Annotated in this window: 12 protein-coding genes and 6 pseudogenes; 8 read left to right on the forward strand and 10 right to left on the reverse strand. The window is 61.0% G+C overall.

What is annotated here, in order from left to right; translation table 11 throughout:
• Positions 1–107 precede the first annotated feature (107 nt).
• Positions 108–1,300 (reverse strand): IS3-like element ISKpn18 family transposase gene (locus OZ428_RS02000; protein WP_085955245.1). Its coding sequence is split into 2 segments (ribosomal slippage): positions 108–1,024 and positions 1,024–1,300, totalling 1,194 coding nucleotides; the frame shifts between segments, so codons are not numbered across the junction.
• 51 nt (positions 1,301–1,351) lie between these two features.
• On the opposite strand from OZ428_RS02000, the pseudogene OZ428_RS02005 reads away from it, so the two are divergent.
• Positions 1,352–3,202, forward strand: a pseudogene (locus OZ428_RS02005) (Tn3 family transposase); the annotation flags it as partial.
• A 62-nt stretch (positions 3,203–3,264) separates the two neighbouring features.
• On the opposite strand, the gene OZ428_RS02010 reads toward OZ428_RS02005, so the two are convergent.
• The 4 genes and pseudogenes from OZ428_RS02010 to sul1 form a co-directional block, all read right to left on the reverse strand.
• Entirely contained in the window at positions 3,265–4,752 is a 1,488-nt protein-coding gene (locus OZ428_RS02010) for a SulP family inorganic anion transporter (RefSeq protein ID WP_003090759.1), read from the reverse strand.
• Positions 4,753–5,308: 556 nt separating this feature from the next.
• Positions 5,309–6,072, reverse strand: a pseudogene (locus OZ428_RS02020) (IS6-like element IS6100 family transposase).
• 506 nt (positions 6,073–6,578) lie between these two features.
• Positions 6,579–7,079 (reverse strand): GNAT family N-acetyltransferase, encoded by a 501-nt coding sequence (locus OZ428_RS02030; protein WP_000376623.1) that lies wholly within the window; start codon positions 7,077–7,079, stop codon positions 6,579–6,581.
• Positions 7,080–7,206: 127 nt separating this feature from the next.
• Positions 7,207–8,057 (reverse strand): annotated as a pseudogene (gene sul1, locus OZ428_RS02035) (sulfonamide-resistant dihydropteroate synthase Sul1).
• 101 nt (positions 8,058–8,158) lie between these two features.
• On the opposite strand from sul1, the pseudogene intI1 (OZ428_RS02040) reads away from it, so the two are divergent.
• The 3 genes and pseudogenes from intI1 (OZ428_RS02040) to OZ428_RS02050 all read left to right on the forward strand — a co-directional run.
• A pseudogene (gene intI1, locus OZ428_RS02040) lies at positions 8,159–8,458 on the forward strand (class 1 integron integrase IntI1); the annotation flags it as partial.
• Positions 8,459–8,812: pseudogene (locus OZ428_RS02045) on the forward strand (TCP-1/cpn60 chaperonin family protein); the annotation flags it as partial.
• 274 nt (positions 8,813–9,086) lie between these two features.
• Positions 9,087–10,571: an IS91-like element ISCR3 family transposase gene (locus tag OZ428_RS02050; protein ID WP_022742855.1), complete on the forward strand. Its 1,485-nt coding sequence runs from the start codon at positions 9,087–9,089 to the stop codon at positions 10,569–10,571.
• Positions 10,572–10,662: 91 nt separating this feature from the next.
• Here the strand turns inward: OZ428_RS02050 and OZ428_RS02055 are convergent, their stop codons facing one another.
• Positions 10,663–11,454 (reverse strand): LysR family transcriptional regulator, encoded by a 792-nt coding sequence (locus OZ428_RS02055; protein ID WP_001253717.1) that lies wholly within the window; start codon positions 11,452–11,454, stop codon positions 10,663–10,665.
• Between the two features lie 20 nt (positions 11,455–11,474).
• Positions 11,475–12,650 carry a tetracycline efflux MFS transporter Tet(G) gene (gene tet(G) / locus OZ428_RS02060; RefSeq protein WP_001257840.1) on the reverse strand — a complete coding sequence of 392 codons (1,176 nt, stop codon included), beginning with the start codon at positions 12,648–12,650 and terminating at the stop codon, positions 11,475–11,477.
• Between the two features lie 103 nt (positions 12,651–12,753).
• On the opposite strand from tet(G), the gene tetR(G) reads away from it, so the two are divergent.
• On the forward strand, positions 12,754–13,380 hold the full coding sequence (tetR(G), locus tag OZ428_RS02065; protein WP_000163574.1) for a tetracycline resistance transcriptional repressor TetR(G): 627 nt from the start codon (positions 12,754–12,756) through the stop codon (positions 13,378–13,380).
• Here tetR(G) and OZ428_RS02070 read toward each other — a convergent pair.
• The 3 genes and pseudogenes from OZ428_RS02070 to folP form a co-directional block, all read right to left on the reverse strand.
• Positions 13,377–13,493 (reverse strand): annotated as a pseudogene (locus OZ428_RS02070) (DUF3363 domain-containing protein); the annotation flags it as partial. The gene tetR(G) and the pseudogene OZ428_RS02070 overlap by 4 nt on opposite strands.
• A 93-nt stretch (positions 13,494–13,586) precedes the next feature.
• Positions 13,587–14,801: a chloramphenicol/florfenicol efflux MFS transporter FloR2 gene (locus OZ428_RS02075; protein WP_000214125.1), complete on the reverse strand. Its 1,215-nt coding sequence runs from the start codon at positions 14,799–14,801 to the stop codon at positions 13,587–13,589.
• 216 nt (positions 14,802–15,017) lie between these two features.
• A complete protein-coding gene (gene folP, locus OZ428_RS02080) occupies positions 15,018–16,001 on the reverse strand; it encodes a dihydropteroate synthase (protein ID WP_023835631.1) in 984 nt (327 codons plus the stop codon).
• 101 nt (positions 16,002–16,102) lie between these two features.
• Between folP and intI1 (OZ428_RS02085) the strand changes: the two genes are divergently transcribed.
• From intI1 (OZ428_RS02085) to OZ428_RS02095, 3 genes are all read left to right on the forward strand, one after another.
• Positions 16,103–17,116 carry a class 1 integron integrase IntI1 gene (intI1, locus tag OZ428_RS02085; RefSeq protein ID WP_000845039.1) on the forward strand — a complete coding sequence of 338 codons (1,014 nt, stop codon included), beginning with the start codon at positions 16,103–16,105 and terminating at the stop codon, positions 17,114–17,116.
• Between the two features lie 374 nt (positions 17,117–17,490).
• Complete coding sequence (locus OZ428_RS02090) at positions 17,491–18,051, forward strand: recombinase family protein (protein WP_003090771.1); 561 nt, start codon at positions 17,491–17,493, stop codon at positions 18,049–18,051.
• Positions 18,052–18,054: 3 nt separating this feature from the next.
• Positions 18,055–21,021 carry a Tn3 family transposase gene (locus OZ428_RS02095; RefSeq protein WP_003090772.1) on the forward strand — a complete coding sequence of 989 codons (2,967 nt, stop codon included), beginning with the start codon at positions 18,055–18,057 and terminating at the stop codon, positions 21,019–21,021.
• Positions 21,022–21,046 lie beyond the last annotated feature (25 nt).

Genomic DNA, 21,046 nt, shown 5'->3' on the forward strand with positions numbered 1-21,046 from the left:
GTTGGTTTGAGGCGGCGCTTCGGCCACGATTGCATTGACCTCTGGAAATGTATCTCAACCAGCTGTTGTGGTCAAGTTTTTTTGGACACGCCGATCAGATGGTAGGGTTATGCACAGGCGGGCAACTGGGCGGCAGGGCTGGCCAGCGTTTCGTACTGTGCGGGTGATCGGTAGCCAAGTTTTGAATGCAATCGGGTACTGTTATAAAAGTTAACGATGTAGTCGGTGATGTCTTGTTTGGCTTCTGTATGGTTGGCATACCGAGTCTGCCAGACACGCTCCATTTTCAAATTCAGAAAGAACCGCTCCATCACGGCATTGTCCCAGCAATTACCCTTGCGGCTCATGCTGAGTACCAGACCATGGTTTTCAAGTAATTGCCGGTGTTCAGCACTGGCATATTGACTGCCCCGGTCCGAATGAACCAATAAACCCGGTGCCGGTTGGCGAACCGAAATAGCCATGCTCAACGCATCGCACACCAGCTGTGCAGGCATGGTCGGTGCCATGGACCAACCCACGATGCGACGTGAATACAGATCCAGCACAGCGGCCAGATATAGCCAACCGCTGTCGGTCCGAATGTACGTCACATCGCACACCCAGGCCGTATTGGGTGCTTCAGGCTCAAACTGACGGTTGAGCACGTTCTCTGCCACCGGCAAATGGTGTTTGCTATCGGTGGTATGAGCGAACTTGCGACGCCAACAGGCCTTGAGTCCACAGGCTTTCATCAAGGTACGACAGCGATGACGTCCAACATCATGGCCCTGGGCACGCAGGGCTGCACTCAAACGACGACTGCCATAGGTGCGACCACTGGCAAGAAAAACCGCCTGAGCATGCACGCTGTCCTGGCAAATAGGTTTGGGTGTATTGACTCTGCGACGCGCTGCGTAGTAACCAGAGCGACTGATGTCCAACGCCTGACAGACCTGCTTGATCGGGGCCTGCTTCGCTAACTCAGTGACAACATCGTGGATCACTTTATTTCCCGTGCGAAGAAGGCCGAAGCTTTTTTTAATAATTCATTGTCTGATTTTAGTCGCCTGACTTCGGCTTCCAGTTCTCGAATACGTTGCTGCTCAGCCGTTAACGGTTTACCAATCCCCGGCCTGCCGGCTGACTCGTCATCCAGTTGGTGTACCCAGCGTCGGACCACACTTTCGGTCAGCTTCATTTCGCGGCAGACTTGGCTGACGCTGACGCCTTGCTCGCGCACCATGCGCGCCACCTGTAACTTGAACGCTGGATCAAAGGTTCGGCGATTCTTGGTTGTGTCGGTTGTCTTGTCGGTCATCTCTTCATGTTCCTTGTCGGGGGGAAAACACCCGATCAAAGTGTCCATTTAAATTTGACCACAACAATCGCGAGTGGGTCAGGGTGGGACGGCTTAAAAACCCTTGTTGCAATGGCAACCAGGCTGACCGCCACCATGGCCGACGATCCGCTCAATCATGTGCTCGACGGTTATCACCGCTTCCGCCGATACGCTCCACGCATGTTGCGCCTGCTCGATCTGCGAGCTGCGCCCGTTGCACTGCCGCTTCTGGAAGCGGTGACGGCCCTTCGTACCGGTTTGAACGATGCCGCGATGACCAGCTTCTTGCGGCCCAGCTCGAAATGGCATCGCCACCTTCGGGCCCAGAGGGCTGGCGACGCTCGCCTATGGGAGATCGCGGTGCTGTTCCATCTGCGCGATGCGTTCCGCTCCGGAGATGTCTGGCTTACTAGGTCCCGGCGCTATGGCGATCTGAAACACGCACTCGTTCCGGCACAAGCCATCGCGGAAGGCGGTCGTCTCGCTGTGCCATTGCGGCCGGAGGAATGGCTGGCAGACCGGCAAGCTCGCCTCGACATGCGGTTGCGCGAGCTTGGCCGTGCCGCTCGCGCAGGCACGATCCCGGGCGGGTCGATTGAGAACGGCGTTCTGCATATCGAGAAACTCGAAGCCGCCGCGCCGACAGGCGCCGAAGATCTGGTGCTCGATCTCTACAAGCAGATCCCGCCCACGCGCATCACCGATCTCCTGCTGGAGGTGGATGCGGCGACCGGCTTCACCGAAGCGTTCACCCATCTGCGCACAGGAGCACCCTGCGCTGACCGGATCGGGCTAATGAACGTTATCTTGGCGGAAGGGATCAACCTCGGCTTGCGCAAAATGGCGGATGCGACAAACACCCACACCTTCTGGGAATTGATCCGCATTGGACGGTGGCATGTCGAGGGCGAAGCCTATGACCGGGCGCTGGCCATGGTGGTCGAGGCACAGGCAGCGTTACCCATGGCCCGGTTCTGGGGCATGGGCACGTCGGCTTCGAGCGACGGACAGTTCTTCGTCGCTACAGAGCAAGGTGAGGCCATGAACCTGGTCAACGCGAAATATGGCAATACCCCGGGCCTGAAAGCCTATAGCCACGTCTCCGACCAATATGCGCCGTTCGCAACCCAGGTGATTCCTGCAACGGCAAGCGAAGCGGCTTACATCCTCGATGGCCTGCTGATGAACGATGCTGGACGCCATATCCGCGAGCAGTTCACCGACACGGGCGGCTTCACCGATCACGTCTTTGCCGCATGTGCCATTCTCGGCTACCGGTTCGCTCCGCGCATCCGCGACCTGCCATCCAAACGGCTCTACGCGTTCAATCCGTCGGCCGCCCCGGCGCACCTGCGAGCGTTGATCGGCGGAAAGGTCAACCAAGCCATGATCGAGCGCAATTGGCCCGACATCCTGCGCATCGCCGCCACCATTGCTGCCGGGACCGTCGCGCCAAGCCAGATTCTGCGGAAACTCGCCTCCTATCCGCGGCAGAACGAGCTCGCGACAGCCCTGCGGGAAGTCGGTCGCGTCGAGCGCACCCTGTTCATGATCGACTGGATTCTGGATGCCGAACTCCAACGGCGTGCCCAGATCGGGCTCAACAAAGGCGAAGCTCATCATGCGCTGAAGCGGGCAATCAGCTTCCACCGCCGCGGTGAAATCCGCGACCGTTCCGCCGAAGGCCAGCATTACCGCATCGCCGGCATGAATCTGCTCGCCGCCATCATCATCTTCTGGAACACCATGAAGCTCGGCGAGGTCGTTGCAAACCAGAAACGCGATGGAAAGCTGCTATCGCCCGATCTCTTGGCCCATGTTTCGCCGCTCGGATGGGAACACATCAATCTCACCGGAGAATATCGCTGGCCAAAGCCTTAGCGTAGGATTCCGCCCCCTCCCGCAAACGACCCCAATTACGTGGGTCATTGTTGTTCTCCTTCTCAGTGGCCCATGAGTTGATCAATGGCGTCAGGTTTATCGTGAACACCAAAGCGATCCACGATAGTGGCGCTGGCCTCGTTTAAGCCCAGCACTTCGACTTCAGTACCTTCACGGCGGAACTTAATGACTACCTTGTCCAGGGCTGCAACAGCGGTGATATCCCAGAAGTGTGCACGATTCAGGTCGATGGTTACCTTGTTCAGGGCTTCCTTGAAGTCGAAGGCTGCGACGAACTTGTCAGCCGAGCTGAAGAACACCTGACCGGTGACGTTATAGCTACGATGCTCGCCGGCTTCGTCCAGCGAAGAACTGATCGCCATGTAATGGCCAACCTTGTTGGCGAAGAACATCGCAGCCAGTAGCACGCCGGCTAACACGCCGAAGGCCAGGTTGTGGGTGGCCACCACGACCACCACGGTGACGACCATGACAATGTTGGTCGACAACGGATGCTTCTTCAGGTTGCGCAGCGAATCCCAACTGAAGGTGCCGATGGACACCATGATCATCACTGCCACCAGCGCAGCCATTGGGATCTGCTTCAGCCAGTCGCCGAGGAAAACCACCATCAGCAGCAGAAATACGCCTGCGGCAAGAGACGACAGGCGAGAACGACCGCCGGATTTCACGTTAATGATCGACTGACCAATCATCGCGCAGCCAGCCATACCGCCGATCAGACCCGAAGCAATGTTGGCCACGCCCTGGCCCTTGCACTCGCGGTTCTTGTCACTCGGGGTGTCGGTCAGGTCGTCGACAATGGTCGCGGTCATCATCGACTCCAACAGACCGACCACAGCCAGTGCTGCCGAATAAGGAAAGATGATGGCCAGCGTCTCGAATGTCAGCGGCACATCAGGCCAGAGGAAGATCGGTAGCGTATCCGGCAGTTCACCCATATCACCGACCGTGCGGATATCCAGACCAACCGACATGGCGACGGCGGTCAGCACGATGATGCACACCAGCGGCGATGGGATGAGCTTGCCGATCTTGGGGACATAGGGGAACAGATAGATGATGCCGAGGCCTGCGGCTGTCATGGCGTAGACGTGCCAGGTGACATTAGTCAGCTCGGGCAGCTGAGCCATGAAAATCAGGATCGCCAGTGCATTGACAAAACCGGTCACCACCGAGCGCGAGACGAAGCGCATCAGCGATCCGAGCTTCAGGTAGCCAGCAGCAATTTGTAGCACGCCACATAGCAGCGTGGCGGCCAGCAGATATTCAAGACCATGGTTCTTGACCAGAGTCACCATCAGCAGTGCCATGGCACCCGTTGCGGCCGAAATCATGCCTGGGCGGCCACCGACAAAGGCGATCACCACAGCGATACAGAAAGAGGCGTAAAGGCCGACCTTAGGGTCAACGCCAGCAATGATCGAGAAGGCGATGGCTTCAGGGATTAGGGCCAGTGCGACCACAAGACCGGCGAGGATGTCGCCACGGATGTTGGATAACCAGGTTTGTTTTAACGAGTGGAGCATCAGAATTCCCAAGGCAATGGATCGCGCAGCACAGCATGGCGCAGGCCAAGTGCAGCTGGTCGATACGAGGTCAAATGTCGGATGTAGAGGAGCTGTGGCGGGTGTTAAAACCTAAAGCACAGCAGAAAGCGACCGCTGGCAGAGCAAGCAGTCACAGATGATGCGGGGGGGCGAAGCGCTATGGCGGCGTAGGCAGCCAGATCATGTTTTGCAGGGTAAGCATGAGGTCTTATCGAGTGTCTTTAGTAACTCAATGGCCGCAACAGTCTACAGGAAGAGGGCAATTTCTGCGAGTCACCCCCGGACTAGGGCGTCCTGTTTGGATGTCAGCCTGAGCTATACCCTAACTGTGTCATTTTCAGAAGACGACTGCACCAGTTGATTGGGCGTAATGGCTGTTGTGCAGCCAGCTCCTGACAGTTCAATATCAGAAGTGATCTGCACCAATCTCGACTATGCTCAATACTCGTGTGCACCAAAGCGAGGTGAGCATGGCGACGGAGGCTCTGTTGCAAAGATTGGCGGCAGTCAGAGGTAGGCTGTCGCTCTGCGCCGATCAGGCGGCTGCTGCGAAATGGTGGTTGAGCATGCCCATGGCCTCCGTCAGCGCCGAGGGCCCAATGCCAAAAGCTCTCTCCACAAGGCGCACCTCGCCCCTGATGCCGGGCTGCAGGCACCAGGGGCGAGCCTGTCCTTGCGCAGGGCTCGCATGACTTCGAATCCCTTGATCGTGGCATAGGCCGTGGGGATCGATTTGAAACCGCGCACCGGCTTGATCAGTATCTTGAGCTTTCCGTGATCGGCCTCGATCACGTTATTGAGATACTTCACCTGCCGGTGGGCCGTCTCCCGGTCCAGCTTTCCTTCGCGCTTCAATTCGGTGATCGCTGCACCATAGCTCGGCGCTTTGTCGGTATTGAGCGTGGCAGGCTTTTCCCAGTGCTTCAGGCCTCGCAGGGCCTTGCCCAGGAACCGCTTCGCTGCCTTGGCGCTGCGGGTCGGCGACAGGTAGAAATCGATCGTGTCGCCCCGCTTGTCGACTGCCCGGTACAGGTAGGTCCACTTGCCCCGCACCTTGACGTAGGTTTCATCCAGGCGCCAGCTCGGATCAAAGCCACGCCGCCAGAACCAGCGCAGCCGCTTCTCCATCTCCGGGGCGTAGCACTGGACCCAGCGATAGATCGTCGTATGGTCGACCGAAATGCCGCGTTCCGCCAGCATTTCCTCAAGGTCGCGATAGCTGATCGGATAGCGACAATACCAGCGCACCGCCCACAGGATCACATCACCCTGGAAATGGCGCCACTTGAAATCCGTCATCGTTCCGTCCGTCCAATCTCCGCCAAGCATGCTCAAGCTTCACGATTTTTGCAACAGAGCCCACACGAGTATTGAGCATAGTCGAGATTGGTGCAGATCACTTCTGATATTGAACTGTCAGGAGCTGGCTGCACAACAGCCATTACGCCCAATCAACTGGTGCAGTCGTCTTCTGAAAATGACATTTGGTATCTCTCATAAACGGATGTTTTTGAGAGAACTATCTTCGGCCTTCACACGCACGAAAGGCGGCGAAGCTCCGCCGTTAATCCGTCCGCCGGAGATCTCGCCCAGGCAGGCTGAAGGCCGAGCAAGCCTGACAGGCCCGAAAAGCCCGGCACGGGCGTCGGCGGCGATGACGGCGGCGGCATTATCCAGGGTTGATGATGGAAGTGGAGGATATCGACAACCTCTCGCGCAACCAAGACATCGCGGTCGGACTGCAAGTGATCTTGAAGCCACGGGCCCGTCCCACCCCGACATGGACCTCGATGCCCGAACGGACGTTAGATTTCGAGTTCTAGGCGTTCTGCGATGAAGGTTGGATCCCAGCCGGGATTGAAAGTGTCGACGTGGGTGAATCCGAGCCGCTCGTATAGGCCACGCAGGTTCGGGTGGCAGTCGAGCCGCAGCTTGGCGCACCCCTGCGTTCGCGCGGCATGGCGGCAAGCCTCGATCAGCGCGGAGCTGACACCCCGGCCCGCATGTGTCCGTCGCACCGCGAGCTTGTGCAGATATGCGGCCTCCCCCTTGAGGGCGTCGGGCCAGAACTCGGGATCCTCGGCCGACAAGGTGCAACAGCCGACGATGCCGTCGCTGCAACTCGCGACTAGGAGCTCGGATCTCAGGACGAAGGTCTCCGCGAATGTCCGGTCGATCCGCGCGACGTCCCAGGCGGGCGTTCCCTTGGCGGACATCCACGCCGCAGCGTCGTGCATCAGCCGCACAACCTCGTCGATATCACCCGAGCAGGCGACCCGAACGTTCGGAGGCTCCTCGCTGTCCATTCGCTCCCCTGGCGCGGTATGAACCGCCGCCTCATAGTGCAGTTTGATCCTGACGAGCCCAGCATGTCTGCGCCCACCTTCGCGGAACCTGACCAGGGTCCGCTAGCGGGCGGCCGGAAGGTGAATGCTAGGCATGATCTAACCCTCGGTCTCTGGCGTCGCGACTGCGAAATTTCGCGAGGGTTTCCGAGAAGGTGATTGCGCTTCGCAGATCTCCAGGCGCGTGGGTGCGGACGTAGTCAGCGCCATTGCCGATCGCGTGAAGTTCCGCCGCAAGGCTCGCTGGACCCAGATCCTTTACAGGAAGGCCAACGGTGGCGCCCAAGAAGGATTTCCGCGACACCGAGACCAATAGCGGAAGCCCCAACGCCGACTTCAGCTTTTGAAGGTTCGACAGCACGTGCAGCGATGTTTCCGGTGCGGGGCTCAAGAAAAATCCCATCCCCGGATCGAGGATGAGCCGGTCGGCAGCGACCCCGCTCCGTCGCAAGGCGGAAACCCGCGCCTCGAAGAACCGCACAATCTCGTCGAGCGCGTCTTCGGGTCGAAGGTGACCGGTGCGGGTGGCGATGCCATCCCGCTGCGCTGAGTGCATAACCACCAGCCTGCAGTCCGCCTCAGCAATATCGGGATAGAGCGCAGGGTCAGGAAATCCTTGGATATCGTTCAGGTAGCCCACGCCGCGCTTGAGCGCATAGCGCTGGGTTTCCGGTTGGAAGCTGTCGATTGAAACACGGTGCATCTGATCGGACAGGGCGTCTAAGAGCGGCGCAATACGTCTGATCTCATCGGCCGGCGATACAGGCCTCGCGTCCGGATGGCTGGCGGTGGTCCGACATCCACGACGTCTGATCCGACTCGCAGCATTTCGATCGCCGCGGTGACAGCGCCGGCGGGGTCTAGCCGCCGGCTCTCATCGAAGAAGGAGTCCTCGGTGAGATTCAGAATGCCGAACACCGTCACCCTGCTGCGTAACATCGTTGCTGCTCCATAACATCAAACATCGACCCACGGCGTAACGCGCTTGCTGCTTGGATGCCCGAGGCATAGACTGTACAAAAAAACAGTCATAACAAGCCATGAAAACCGCCACTGCGCCGTTACCACCGCTGCGTTCGGTCAAGGTTCTGGACCAGTTGCGTGAGCGCATACGCTACTTGCATTACAGCTTACCAACCGAACAGGCTTATGTCCACTGGGTTCGTGCCTTCATCCGTTTCCACGGTGTGCGTCACCCGGCAACCTTGGGCAGCAGCGAAGTCGAGGCATTTCTGTCCTGGCTGGCGAACGAGCGCAAGGTTTCGGTCTCCACGCATCGTCAGGCATTGGCGGCCTTGCTGTTCTTCTACGGCAAGGTGCTGTGCACGGATCTGCCCTGGCAGGGCATCAACGAAGACCAGAACCTGGGCATCGCCATCACCCGCCGTGCGCTGGAAGCCCCGCTGCGCGCCATCGTGGCCAACGCCGGTGAAGAACCGAGCGTGATCGTGGCCAACGTCAAGGCCGGCGAAGGCAGCTACGGCTACAACGCCGCCACCGGCGAGTTCGGCGACATGATCGCCATGGGCATCCTGGACCCGACCAAGGTGACCCGCTCGGCCCTGCAGCACGCCGCTTCCGTCGCCGGCCTTGCGATCACGACCGAAGTGGTCGTGGCCGAAGTGCCGAAGAAGGAAGAGCCGGCCATGCCGGGTGCTGGCGGTATGGGCGGCATGGGCGGCATGGATTTCTGATCCGGTTGGCCCGGTCGTCAGGGAACCGGACCGCGCCAGCGCGGTCCGATCCCGGCAACGACCCGACATCAAGGCCCCAAGGACGGGGCCGGAGCCCGGCAGCGATGCCGGGCTTTTTGTTGTGCCCGCGCCGCGGCAATGTCTGACGCGAAGATCAGAACGCACCGATACGAACGTGCGAACACAGGCGCAACACTGAGCAGCCGTCCCCGCACCGGAGCGCTGCGTGCCGCGCCTCGCCACATCCCGGCGGCAAGCCGCGGGATGCGCGCCACTGCCGTCCGCCCACACCGGTTCGCGGTACGCGCGCCACGCGCCCGAGCGCACGCTGCTGTACGCGTTGGTAGAGGCGCACTACCCGGACTTCATTGCACGGATCGAAGCGGAGGGCCGCTCGCTGCCCGGGTATGTCCGCGAGGCGTTCGATGCCTACCTGCGTTGCGGCGTACTCGAGCACGGCTTCCTGCGGGTGGTGTGCGAGCACTGCCGTGCAGAGAGGCTGGTGGCCTTCTCCTGCAAGAAGCGCGGGTTCTGCCCGAGTTGCGGCGCGCGACGCATGGCCGAGAGTGCGCGGCACCTGGTCGAGGAGGTGTTCGGCCCGCGGCCTGTGCGGCAATGGGTGCTGAGCTTTCCGTACCCCTTGCGTTTCCTGTTCGCCAGCAAGCCAGAAGCCATTGGCCCGGTGCTGGGCATCGTGCAGCGCGTGATCGCCGGCTGGTTGGCCGATCAAGCCGGCATCGACCGCGCCAGCGCCCAGTGCGGCGCGGTGACGCTGATCCAGCGTTTCGGCAGCGCGCTGAACCTGAACATCCACTTCCACATGCTGTGGCTCGACGGCGTGTACGTGGAAGCCACCGAGCTGCCGCGGCGCGAACTGCGCCTGCACCGCGCCCGTGCGCCCACCACCGCGCAGTTGACCCAGCTGGCAGCTACCATCGCGCACCGGGTGTGTCGGCACCTGACGCGCAAAGGCTGGCTCGAAGGGGAGGGCGAATCGGCCTTCCTGGCAGACAGCGCTGCAGGCGACGACAGCATGGATGGGCTGCGGATGAGTTCGATCACCTACCGCATCGCCACCGGCCGCGACGCTGGCTGCAAGGTCGTCACGCTGCAAACGCTGCCCGGTGACGCCGGTTCGCTGGAGGGCGAAGCCGGCAAGGTCGGCGGCTTCTCACTGCATGCCGGCGTGGCGGCCGAAGCACACGAAAGCCACAAGCTGGAAAAGCTGTGCCGCTACATCACGCGCCCGGCGATCAGCGAGAAGCGGCTGTCGATAGCGCTCCAGGGCAGGGTGCGTTACCAGCTCAAGACCCCGTGGCGCAATGGCACCACGCATGTGGAATGGGATCCGGTGGATTTCATCGCCAAGCTGGCGGCGCTGGTCCCGCCACCTCGCGCGCATCTCACCCGCTTCCACGGCGTATTCGCCCCGAATGCAAACCTGCGTGCGCAGCTGACGCCCTCGGGGCGCGGCAAGCGGCCTGCGGGCGATGCGGCGCCAGTGGACGTCAGCGCCCACGACGCGCCGCGCAGCCCCGAGGAGAAGCGCCGTGCGATGAGCTGGGCGCAACGGCTCAAGCGGGTCTTTTCCATCGACGTCACCGCCTGCGTCCACTGCGGTGGCACCGTGCGGATCGTCGCCAGCATCGAGGAACCCACCGCCATCCGCGCCATCCTCGCCCACTTCGAGAAGCACGGCGCGCGGGAAGAAGCGCACTACAGGCCCGCAGCGCGCGCGCCGCCAGTGCAAGCCGCGTGACGATCTGCCGGCTGCACAGCCGACGGCGAAACCGGAATCCGAGCCGATGCGGCCACGATCCGCAGGGCGGCGCTCGGCCCGCTGTCGGGAATCAGCGAAGCATGGCTGCTGACAACGCCGCTGCGTGGCCCCGCGATGCCGAAATCCCACTCACAGACGTCCGATCCGTGCCCAAAACGGGGCTTGCGCGACCGCCGCCTACCCAGCAGACTGCCCGAAAAGGGCGTTTGAACTTCCTATACGCAAGGAACGTCTCGCCTGCCAAATCGGGCCATGTGACGGCTGACCGCTTGGCGAGCGGATGCCGTTCCGGTAGCACCGCCAAGAGCGGTTCGGTCCATGTGCGACGGGAATGGCAGTCGGGTGGTTGGGGCGTGCCCGCGACGAACGCCACGTCCAACCTGCCGGCGCGAAGCTGCACCACCGCTTCACGGGCCGGGCCTTCGGCGATCTCGACTTCAACATCGGGGTAATCCTTGCGGTATTGGCCGATCAGCTTTGCGAGGAAGCTATGCGGAATCAGGGCATGGATACCGATACGAAGCCGGCCGCTTTCTCCGGCTGCCGCCATGCCGGCGGTTTTCACCGCATGGTCGAGTTGGTCAATACCTACGGCTATCCGCTCGACGAAATGGCGTCCGGCCTCGGTCAGCCGAACGCCGCGCGCATGACGCTCGAACAAGAGGATGCCGAGGTCTTCTTCCAGTGCCTTCACGCGGGCGCTGACGCTGGACTGTGCAACGCCGAGCGCGTTGGCGGCGTGACGGAAGTTGAGATATTCGGCGACAGCGAGAGTGTGAACTAAGGTCATCATTGGCACTCGCCCCGAAAGGAGATGATTGCTCAACAGATTTAATCCGTCATTTCTCCTAAGTCTACGCATGCCAAATCGCCATGACTAAATCACAATGAAGTTGCGAATGGTCTGCGTAGTATTGGCAGACATATTAAATAGAGGATCGCGCCGACAATCCAAACCCAACCGTTCCATGCCCCGGCGGTGGCAGAATAGAGTGCTGTGAAGCCAAGCGGTCCTGCGATAGAGCTTAGATTGGTGAGGCTCGTTAGCGTTCCTTGCAAAGCCCCTTGCTTGTTACTGCTGACATTGTTTGAGAGCATTGCCTGCAAGGCCGGCATGCCAACACCCCCGGCGGCAAGCAGCAACAGAATCGGGAACACCATCCATCCCTGCGTGGCAAAAGCCAGAAGAACGAAGCCAGTCGCATCCGCAGCCATGCCAAACAGCAGCGTGCGCCGCTCTCCAAGCCGGCTTGAAAGCGGGCCGGTAACAAACGCTTGGAAGATCGCATGTGTTGCCCCAAACGCCGCGAGCGACAAACCAACGGTCGCGGTGTTCCACTGAAAACGGTCCTCGCCATATATGACCCATAGGGCTGCAGGCACTTGGCCGATCAGTTGAATAATGAAGAAAACTGCGAAAAGCGCACCTAGCCCGCGCAATGCATCATCCAGCCGTAACAGAACGAATGGTTTGATGCGAACCGGCTTTCCGGTCCCGCCATGGCTGTGATGAGTCTCCTTGAGGAAAATGCAGGCAAGCAGGAACGCGAACCCGTTGAGAAGGGCGGCGGCGATAAACGGGGCATGAGCAGAGATACCACCGAGCATGCCACCAAGTGCTGGCCCGGCAATCATGCCCGCCCCATAACAGGCCCCCATGTAGCCGAACCAGCGTGCGCGAGAACCTTCCCCCGTCGAATCGGCAATGGTTGAGGCTGCTACAGCTCCGGTTGCGCCCGTGACGCCGGACACGAGTCGGCCGATATAGAGCACCCATAAGACCGGCGCTGATGCCATAATCGTGTAATCGACTGCGGCTCCTGCAAGAGAAGCCAGAAGTACCGGACGCCGACCGTAAGAATCCGAAAGCTGTCCAAGCATGGGCGCGAAGACGACCTGCATCAATGCATAGAGCGACAGCAAGGCACCATAGTGTCCAGCGACCTGCTCTGCTGGCACAAGCTCACGCAGAAGCGTCGGAAGGACGGGCATGATGAGGCCGAGACCCATGGCGTCAAGACCCACGATCAGCAGGGCAATGATGGCAGAGCTGCGCACCTGAAACTCCAGCGCCGCTCAATGGAGCGACTTTATCAACGATAAGGAGATGGACATATAACTTATCGGTGATAAATTGTCAAGCACTGGCGAAGGAACGTGAATGACCAAACTGGACAAGGGCACCGTGATCGCGGCGGCGCTAGAGCTGTTGAACGAGGTTGGCATGGACAGCCTGACGACGCGGAAGCTCGCTGAACGCCTCAAGGTTCAGCAGCCTGCGCTTTACTGGCATTTCCAGAACAAGCGAGCGCTGCTTGATGCGCTCGCCGAGGCGATGCTGGCGGAACGCCATACCCGCTCGCTACCCGAAGAGAATGAGGACTGGCGGGTGTTCCTGAAAGAGAATGCCCTGAGCTTCAGAACGGCGTTGCTCTCTTATCGGGACGGCGCGCGTATCCATGCCGGCACTCGACCGACAGAACCGAATTTTGGCACCGCCGAGACGCAAATACGCTTTCTCTGCGCGGAGGGCTTTTGTCCGAAGCGCGCCGTTTGGGCGCTCCGGGCGGTCAGTCACTATGTGGTCGGTTCCGTTCTCGAGCAGCAGGCATCTGATGCCGATGAGAGAGTTCCGGACAGGCCAGATGTGTCCGAGCAAGCACCGTCGTCCTTCCTGCACGATCTGTTTCACGAGTTGGAAACAGACGGCATGGATGCTGCGTTCAACTTCGGACTCGACAGCCTCATCGCTGGTTTCGAGCGGCTGCGTTCATCTACAACAGATTAGAGGCTTATGCCCCTTTGCCGCCCCAACTGCCACGACACCGATCCGCTTTGCACGATGCCCATGACCTCACGGCCGAGCTGGCGGTCGATGACCGGCCGCCACGGGACAAGGGAAATGAGCGGTATCTTGCCAGACAGGATACCGCCATTCACGAGGTTTCGAAGATTATTGCGCCGCATCGGAGCGGGCTTGCTTCCAGTCGTCGGCTAGACGACTGGCGACTTCTCGGTGGCAGCATCACGGGATCGAAGGAGCGCCAGCCCCAACGACACCAGCACTGCCATTGCCGTGGCGTAACAAATCACGGGCCACGCTGTATCGCCGTTTAACAGCGTCACCGCCAATGTCCCGACGATACTGACTATCAGGCTTTGGATGCAGAAGTAGAACGCAACCGCTGATCCAGCGATGTCGTCGAACTGCGCAAGTGCGCCGTTGGCGGTAACGGACACCGTGAAGACAATGCCGACCGCGACAACCCACATCGGCAGGATGAAGCTGAAAAATGACGGCGATCCGAAAAGTTGGCCGATCCCCAACAGGATCGCGCCGGAAACGAGCAACGCCATCCCGCGCGCTACGCATCCCGCGATACCCCATTTGGCAACGAAGGACTTTGCGAAGCGGGTTGTCGTGACCATGACCAGCGCGACAGTCGCGAAGGCCAAGCTAAATCCGATCTCGGAATAGCCGGCTTGGCCTATGAGAACACGGGGGGCTGTCGAGAAGAAAACGAAGAATGTGCCCATGCCGGCACTAAATCCGACCGTGTAAACCCAAAAGGCCGGACTCGCGAAGATCGGCAAAACAGATCGTTGCGTTCTGGCCTGATCCAACGGTCGGGTTTCATGCCACCTGAAACTGGCGTTTAAGAGTGCGAGCGAAGCCAGTGCAGCCAGTGTGATGAAGATCGCCTGCCATCCCCAAAACTCGCCGATCAGCGCACCGGCTATAGGGCCGAGCGCAGGCACGAACGCCAGCATCGAACTGAAAAGGCCGTAGATGACGGCACCTTCGGGACGATTGGCATATACGTCGCGCACGGTCGCGAAGGTGGCCACCAGCATGGCCGATGCTCCAACAGCCTGAACCAGACGAAACGCAACAAAGGCTAATGCAGTTGAAGAACAAGCCGCTCCCAGAGACGCAGCAACGAAAGCCGTTGCGCCTACAAGCAGGATCGGCCGTCGCCCGACGCGATCGGAGAGTGGCCCAAAGATCACTTGGCCCACACCGAGCATCACCATGTAGAGGCTCAACGTGAGTTGGATTATGGATGGAGTCGTGTTCAGGACGCCCGGCATCGCCGGAACGACTGGAAGATAAATATCCATCGCCAGCGAGGCGAGGATGTCGAAGGGAGCCATAAGCAGCAAGGCTGCCGGCAGCGTATAGGCCCACGCGGGGCGTGTGGTGGTCATGACGAATCAACCGCTCGATTAAGGATACCGGGCAGCGTCTGCTCGTCAGCAATCAGATGGGATTGGTCTTACAGAGCGCCGCAACAACAATTCTGATGTTGCGGCTTACTTGTCTGCTGACTTGGAATTTCCCATGCTGATGGCTCCACGATTACGAAATTGAATAGCAGCTCTTATCGAATTAGTTGTTGCGTTGCAATGCGGTATCGTTGGCTCCTATAGCCCCAACCCCCGCTGCCGCCCTAACTGCCACGACACCGAACCGCCCTGCATGATACCCGCGACCTCGCGGCCGAGCTGGCGGTCGATGATCGGCCGCCACGGGACAAGGGTGAACTCGTGGCTCTTTTCCACGATGGCGAACTTGCCGCTCGTTAGCTGGACAGTCCCGGTGAACTTGCCGCTGACACTCTCACCATCCTTGGCGGCGCGGAACGGCAGCGCCTTGCCCTCGGCCATCTCCGCACCGGCGCGCGCAACTTCCCGCTCGCGCAGGGTGGCGAGAAGATTGCGCCGGTAGAAGATTCGGCCGTCCCTGTTGCGCGTGGCGTCGCGCTGTTCGATATGATGCTCGCGGCGCTGGTCCATGGCTTCGCGGACCTGTTGCCCGAAGCCGGTCGGCGCAAGGTCGGCCGTTTCGCCATGGACCAATCGCCGGTCCATCCCCGGATCGAGGATGAGCCGGTCGGCAGCGACCCCGCTCCGTCGCAAGGCGGAAACCCGCGCCTCGAAGAACCGCACAATCTCGTCGAGCGCGTCTTCGGGTCGAAGGTGACCGGTGCGGGTGGCGATGCCATCCCGCTGCGCTGAGTGCATAACCACCAGCCTGCAGTCCGCCTCAGCAATATCGGGATAGAGCGCAGGGTCAGGAAATCCTTGGATATCGTTCAGGTAGCCCACGCCGCGCTTGAGCGCATAGCGCTGGGTTTCCGGTTGGAAGCTGTCGATTGAAACACGGTGCATCTGATCGGACAGGGCGTCTAAGAGCGGCGCAATACGTCTGATCTCATCGGCCGGCGATACAGGCCTCGCGTCCGGATGGCTGGCGGCCGGTCCGACATCCACGACGTCTGATCCGACTCGCAGCATTTCGATCGCCGCGGTGACAGCGCCGGCGGGGTCTAGCCGCCGGCTCTCATCGAAGAAGGAGTCCTCGGTGAGATTCAGAATGCCGAACACCGTCACCCTGCTGCGTAACATCGTTGCTGCTCCATAACATCAAACATCGACCCACGGCGTAACGCGCTTGCTGCTTGGATGCCCGAGGCATAGACTGTACAAAAAAACAGTCATAACAAGCCATGAAAACCGCCACTGCGCCGTTACCACCGCTGCGTTCGGTCAAGGTTCTGGACCAGTTGCGTGAGCGCATACGCTACTTGCATTACAGCTTACCAACCGAACAGGCTTATGTCCACTGGGTTCGTGCCTTCATCCGTTTCCACGGTGTGCGTCACCCGGCAACCTTGGGCAGCAGCGAAGTCGAGGCATTTCTGTCCTGGCTGGCGAACGAGCGCAAGGTTTCGGTCTCCACGCATCGTCAGGCATTGGCGGCCTTGCTGTTCTTCTACGGCAAGGTGCTGTGCACGGATCTGCCCTGGCTTCAGGAGATCGGAAGACCTCGGCCGTCGCGGCGCTTGCCGGTGGTGCTGACCCCGGATGAAGTGGTTCGCATCCTCGGTTTTCTGGAAGGCGAGCATCGTTTGTTCGCCCAGCTTCTGTATGGAACGGGCATGCGGATCAGTGAGGGTTTGCAACTGCGGGTCAAGGATCTGGATTTCGATCACGGCACGATCATCGTGCGGGAGGGCAAGGGCTCCAAGGATCGGGCCTTGATGTTACCCGAGAGCTTGGCACCCAGCCTGCGCGAGCAGCTGTCGCGTGCACGGGCATGGTGGCTGAAGGACCAGGCCGAGGGCCGCAGCGGCGTTGCGCTTCCCGACGCCCTTGAGCGGAAGTATCCGCGCGCCGGGCATTCCTGGCCGTGGTTCTGGGTTTTTGCGCAGCACACGCATTCGACCGATCCACGGAGCGGTGTCGTGCGTCGCCATCACATGTATGACCAGACCTTTCAGCGCGCCTTCAAACGTGCCGTAGAACAAGCAGGCATCACGAAGCCCGCCACACCGCACACCCTCCGCCACTCGTTCGCGACGGCCTTGCTCCGCAGCGGTTACGACATTCGAACCGTGCAGGATCTGCTCGGCCATTCCGACGTCTCTACGACGATGATTTACACGCATGTGCTGAAAGTTGGCGGTGCCGGAGTGCGCTCACCGCTTGATGCGCTGCCGCCCCTCACTAGTGAGAGGTAGGGCAGCGCAAGTCAATCCTGGCGGATTCACTACCCCTGCGCGAAGGCCATCGGTGCCGCATCGAACGGCCGGTTGCGGAAAGTCCTCCCTGCGTCCGCTGATGGCCGGCAGCAGCCCGTCGTTGCCTGATGGATCCAACCCCTCCGCTGCTATAGTGCAGTCGGCTTCTGACGTTCAGTGCAGCCGTCTTCTGAAAACGACAAACTGGATGTCAGGCAAGGCGCATCACGCCGTCAGAATAGAGTCCGCTTTCACATTCTTTGACACATGCTTGCCAAGGTCATAGATTTCAGCCTGACAAATTCAAGGCTTCGGGCGCAATGGAACCAAAAACCAACGCAAGCCCTGCCGCCCATCCAGCCCATGGAGGCATCTTGCAGGGACAACGCATCGGTTACGTCCGGGTCAGCAGCTTCGACCAGAACCCGGAACGCCAACTTGAACAGGTCGAGGTCGGCAAGCTGTTCACCGACAAAGCCTCGGGCAAGGACACCCAGCGTCCCCAGCTGGAGGCCATGCTCGGTTTCGTTCGCGAAGGCGACACCGTGGTGGTGCACAGCATGGATCGCCTGGCACGAAACCTCGATGATTTGCGCCGCCTGGTGCAGAAGCTGACCCAGCGCGGTGTGCGCATCGAGTTCTTGAAGGAAGGCCTGGTGTTCACCGGCGAGGACTCGCCGATGGCCAACCTGATGCTGTCGGTCATGGGGGCCTTTGCCGAGTTTGAGCGCGCCCTGATTCGCGAGCGGCAGCGCGAGGGCATCGCCCTGGCCAAGCAGCGCGGTGCCTACCGGGGCCGCAAGAAAGCCCTCTCCGACGAGCAAGCCATCACGCTGCGGCAGCGGGCCGCTGCGGGCGAGCCGAAGGCGCAGCTCGCCCGCGAGTTCGGCATCAGCCGAGAAACCCTCTATCAGTACCTTCGCAAGGACGACTGAACCATGCCGCGTCGCTCGATTCTCTCGGCTACGGAGCGCGACACCTTGCTTGCGTTGCCGGAAAGCCAGGATGACCTGATCCGCTACTACACCTTCAACGACTCCGACCTGTCGCTGATCCGCCAGCGGCGCGGCGACGCCAACCGCCTGGGCTTCGCGGTGCAGCTCAGCCTGCTGCGCTACCCCGGCTATGCGTTGGGCACCGACAGCGAGCCGCCCGAGCCGGTCATCCAGTGGGTGGCCAAGCAAGTTCAGGCCGACCCGGCGAGTTGGTTGAAGTACGGCGAACGCGACGTGACTCGCCGCGAGCACGCCCAGGAACTGCGCACCTACCTACAACTGGCCCCGTTCGGCCTGTCCGACTTCCGCGCCCTGGTGCGCGAGCTGACCGAGTTGGCCCAGCAGACCGACAAGGGCTTACTGCTGGCCGGTCAGGCCCTGGAGAGCCTGCGACAGAAGCGGCGCATTCTGCCGGCGTTGAGCGTAATTGATCGAGCTTGTTCGGAGGCCATTGCGCGGGCCAATCGCCGAGTCTACCGCGCCCTGGTCGAACCACTCACGGACTCGCATCGGGCCAAGCTGGACGAGCTGTTGAAGCTCAAGGCCGGCAGCAGCATCACCTGGTTGACCTGGCTGCGACAGGCACCGCTGAAACCGAACTCCCGCCACATGCTCGAACACATCGAGCGGCTGAAGACATTTCAGCTGGTGGACTTGCCCGAAGGCCTGGGCCGACACATCCACCAGAACCGCCTGCTCAAGCTGGCCCGCGAGGGTGGGCAGATGACGCCCAAAGACCTCGGCAAGTTCGAGCCGCAGCGACGCTACGCGACCCTGGCCGCCGTGGTGCTGGAGAGCACCGCGACGGTGATTGATGAGTTGGTCGATCTGCACGACCGTATCCTGGTCAAGCTGTTCAGCAGCGCGAAGCACAAGCATCAGCAGCAGTTCCAGAAGCAGGGCAAGGCGATCAACGACAAGGTGCGCCTGTACTCGAAGATCGGCCAGGCTCTGCTGGAAGCCAAGGAAAGCGGTAGCGATCCCTATGCCGCCATTGAGGCGGTGATTCCCTGGGACGAGTTCACCGAGAGCGTCAGCGAGGCCGAGCTGCTGGCCCGGCCGGAAGGCTTCGACCATCTGCACCTGGTCGGCGAGAACTTCGCCACTCTGCGCCGTTACACGCCGGCCTTGCTGGAGGTGCTGGAACTGCGCGCTGCCCCGGCTGCGCAAGGCGTGCTGGCAGCCGTGCAGACCCTGAGCGAGATGAACGCCTACAACCTGCGCAAGGTGCCGGCCGATGCGCCCACCGCCTTCATCAAGCCGCGCTGGAAGCCGCTAGTGATAACCCCGGAAGGCCTCGACCGGCGCTTCTACGAAATCTGCGCCCTGTCCGAGCTGAAGAACGCGCTGCGCTCCGGTGACATCTGGGTCAAGGGCTCGCGGCAGTTCCGCGACTTCGACGACTACCTGCTGCCGGCAGAGAGGTTCGCCGCGCTCAAGCATGCGCAGGCTCTGCCCCTGGCGATCAACCCGAACAGCAACCAGTACCTGGAAGAGCGCTTGCAGCTGCTGGACGAGCAGCTGGCCACCGTCACCCGCCTGGCCAAGGACAACGAGCTGCCCGATGCCATCCTCACCGAGTCCGGGCTGAAGATCACCCCGCTGGATTCCGCGGTGCCCAATACCGCGCAGGCGCTGATCGACCAGACCAGCCATTTGCTGCCGCGCATCAAGATCACCGAACTGCTGATGGACGTGGACGACTGGACGGGCTTCAGCCGCCACTTCACACACCTGAAGGACGGTGCCGAGGCCAAAGACCGGACATTGCTGCTTTCAGCGATCCTGGGCGATGCAATCAACCTCGGGCTGACCAAGATGGCCGAGTCGAGCCCCGGCCTGACCTACGCCAAGCTGTCCTGGCTGCAAGCCTGGCACATCCGAGACGAAACCTACTCGGCGGCCCTGGCCGAGCTGGTCAACCACCAGTACCGTCATACCTTCGCCGCTCACTGGGGCGACGGCACGACCTCTTCTTCCGATGGCCAGCGCTTCCGGGCGGGTGGTCGAGGCGAAAGCACCGGCCACGTCAACCCGAAGTACGGCAGCGAGCCGGGGCGGCTGTTCTACACCCACATCTCCGACCAGTACGCACCGTTCAGCACCCGCGTGGTGAATGTCGGCGTGCGCGACTCTACCTATGTGCTCGACGGTCTGCTGTACCACGAGTCCGACTTGCGGATCGAGGAGCACTACACTGACACGGCTGGCTTCACCGATCATGTCTTCGCCCTGATGCACCTGCTGGGCTTCCGCTTCGCACCGCGCATCCGCGACCTCGGAGAAACCAAGCTGTATGTTCCGAATAGCGTCCAGGACTACCCGACATTGCGCCCAATGGTTGGCGGCACCCTGAACATCAAGCACGTCCGCGCCCATTGGGACGACATCCTGCGCCTGGCCAGCTCGATCAAGCAGGGCACGGTCACCGCCTCGCTGATGCTGCGCAAGCTCGGCAGCTATCCGCGCCAGAACGGCCTGGCCGTGGCCCTGCGCGAGCTGGGCCGGATCGAGCGCACGCTTTTCATCCTCGATTGGTTGCAAAGCGTCGAGCTGCGCCGGCGCGTGCATGCTGGACTGAACAAGGGCGAAGCCCGCAACTCCCTGGCCAGGGCGGTGTTCTTCAACCGCCTCGGCGAGATCAGGGATCGGAGCTTCGAGCAGCAGCGCTACCGGGCCAGTGGCCTCAACCTGGTGACGGCCGCCATCGTGTTGTGGAACACGGTGTACTTGGAGCGCGCCACCCAGGCGATGGGCGATGCGGGGAAGTCGGTGGATGGTGAGCTGCTGCAATACCTGTCGCCGCTGGGGTGGGAGCACATCAATCTGACCGGCGATTATGTCTGGCGGCAGAGCCGCAGGCTGGAGGACGGGAAGTTTCGGCCGCTAAGGCTGCCCGGAAAACCTTAGCGTACGATTTTTTCCGTTTTCTCTA

Origin of the sequence: Pseudomonas sp. GXZC (assembly GCF_026967615.1) — a bacterium.
Taxonomy (GTDB): Bacteria; Pseudomonadota; Gammaproteobacteria; order Pseudomonadales; family Pseudomonadaceae; genus Aquipseudomonas; species Aquipseudomonas azotoformans_A.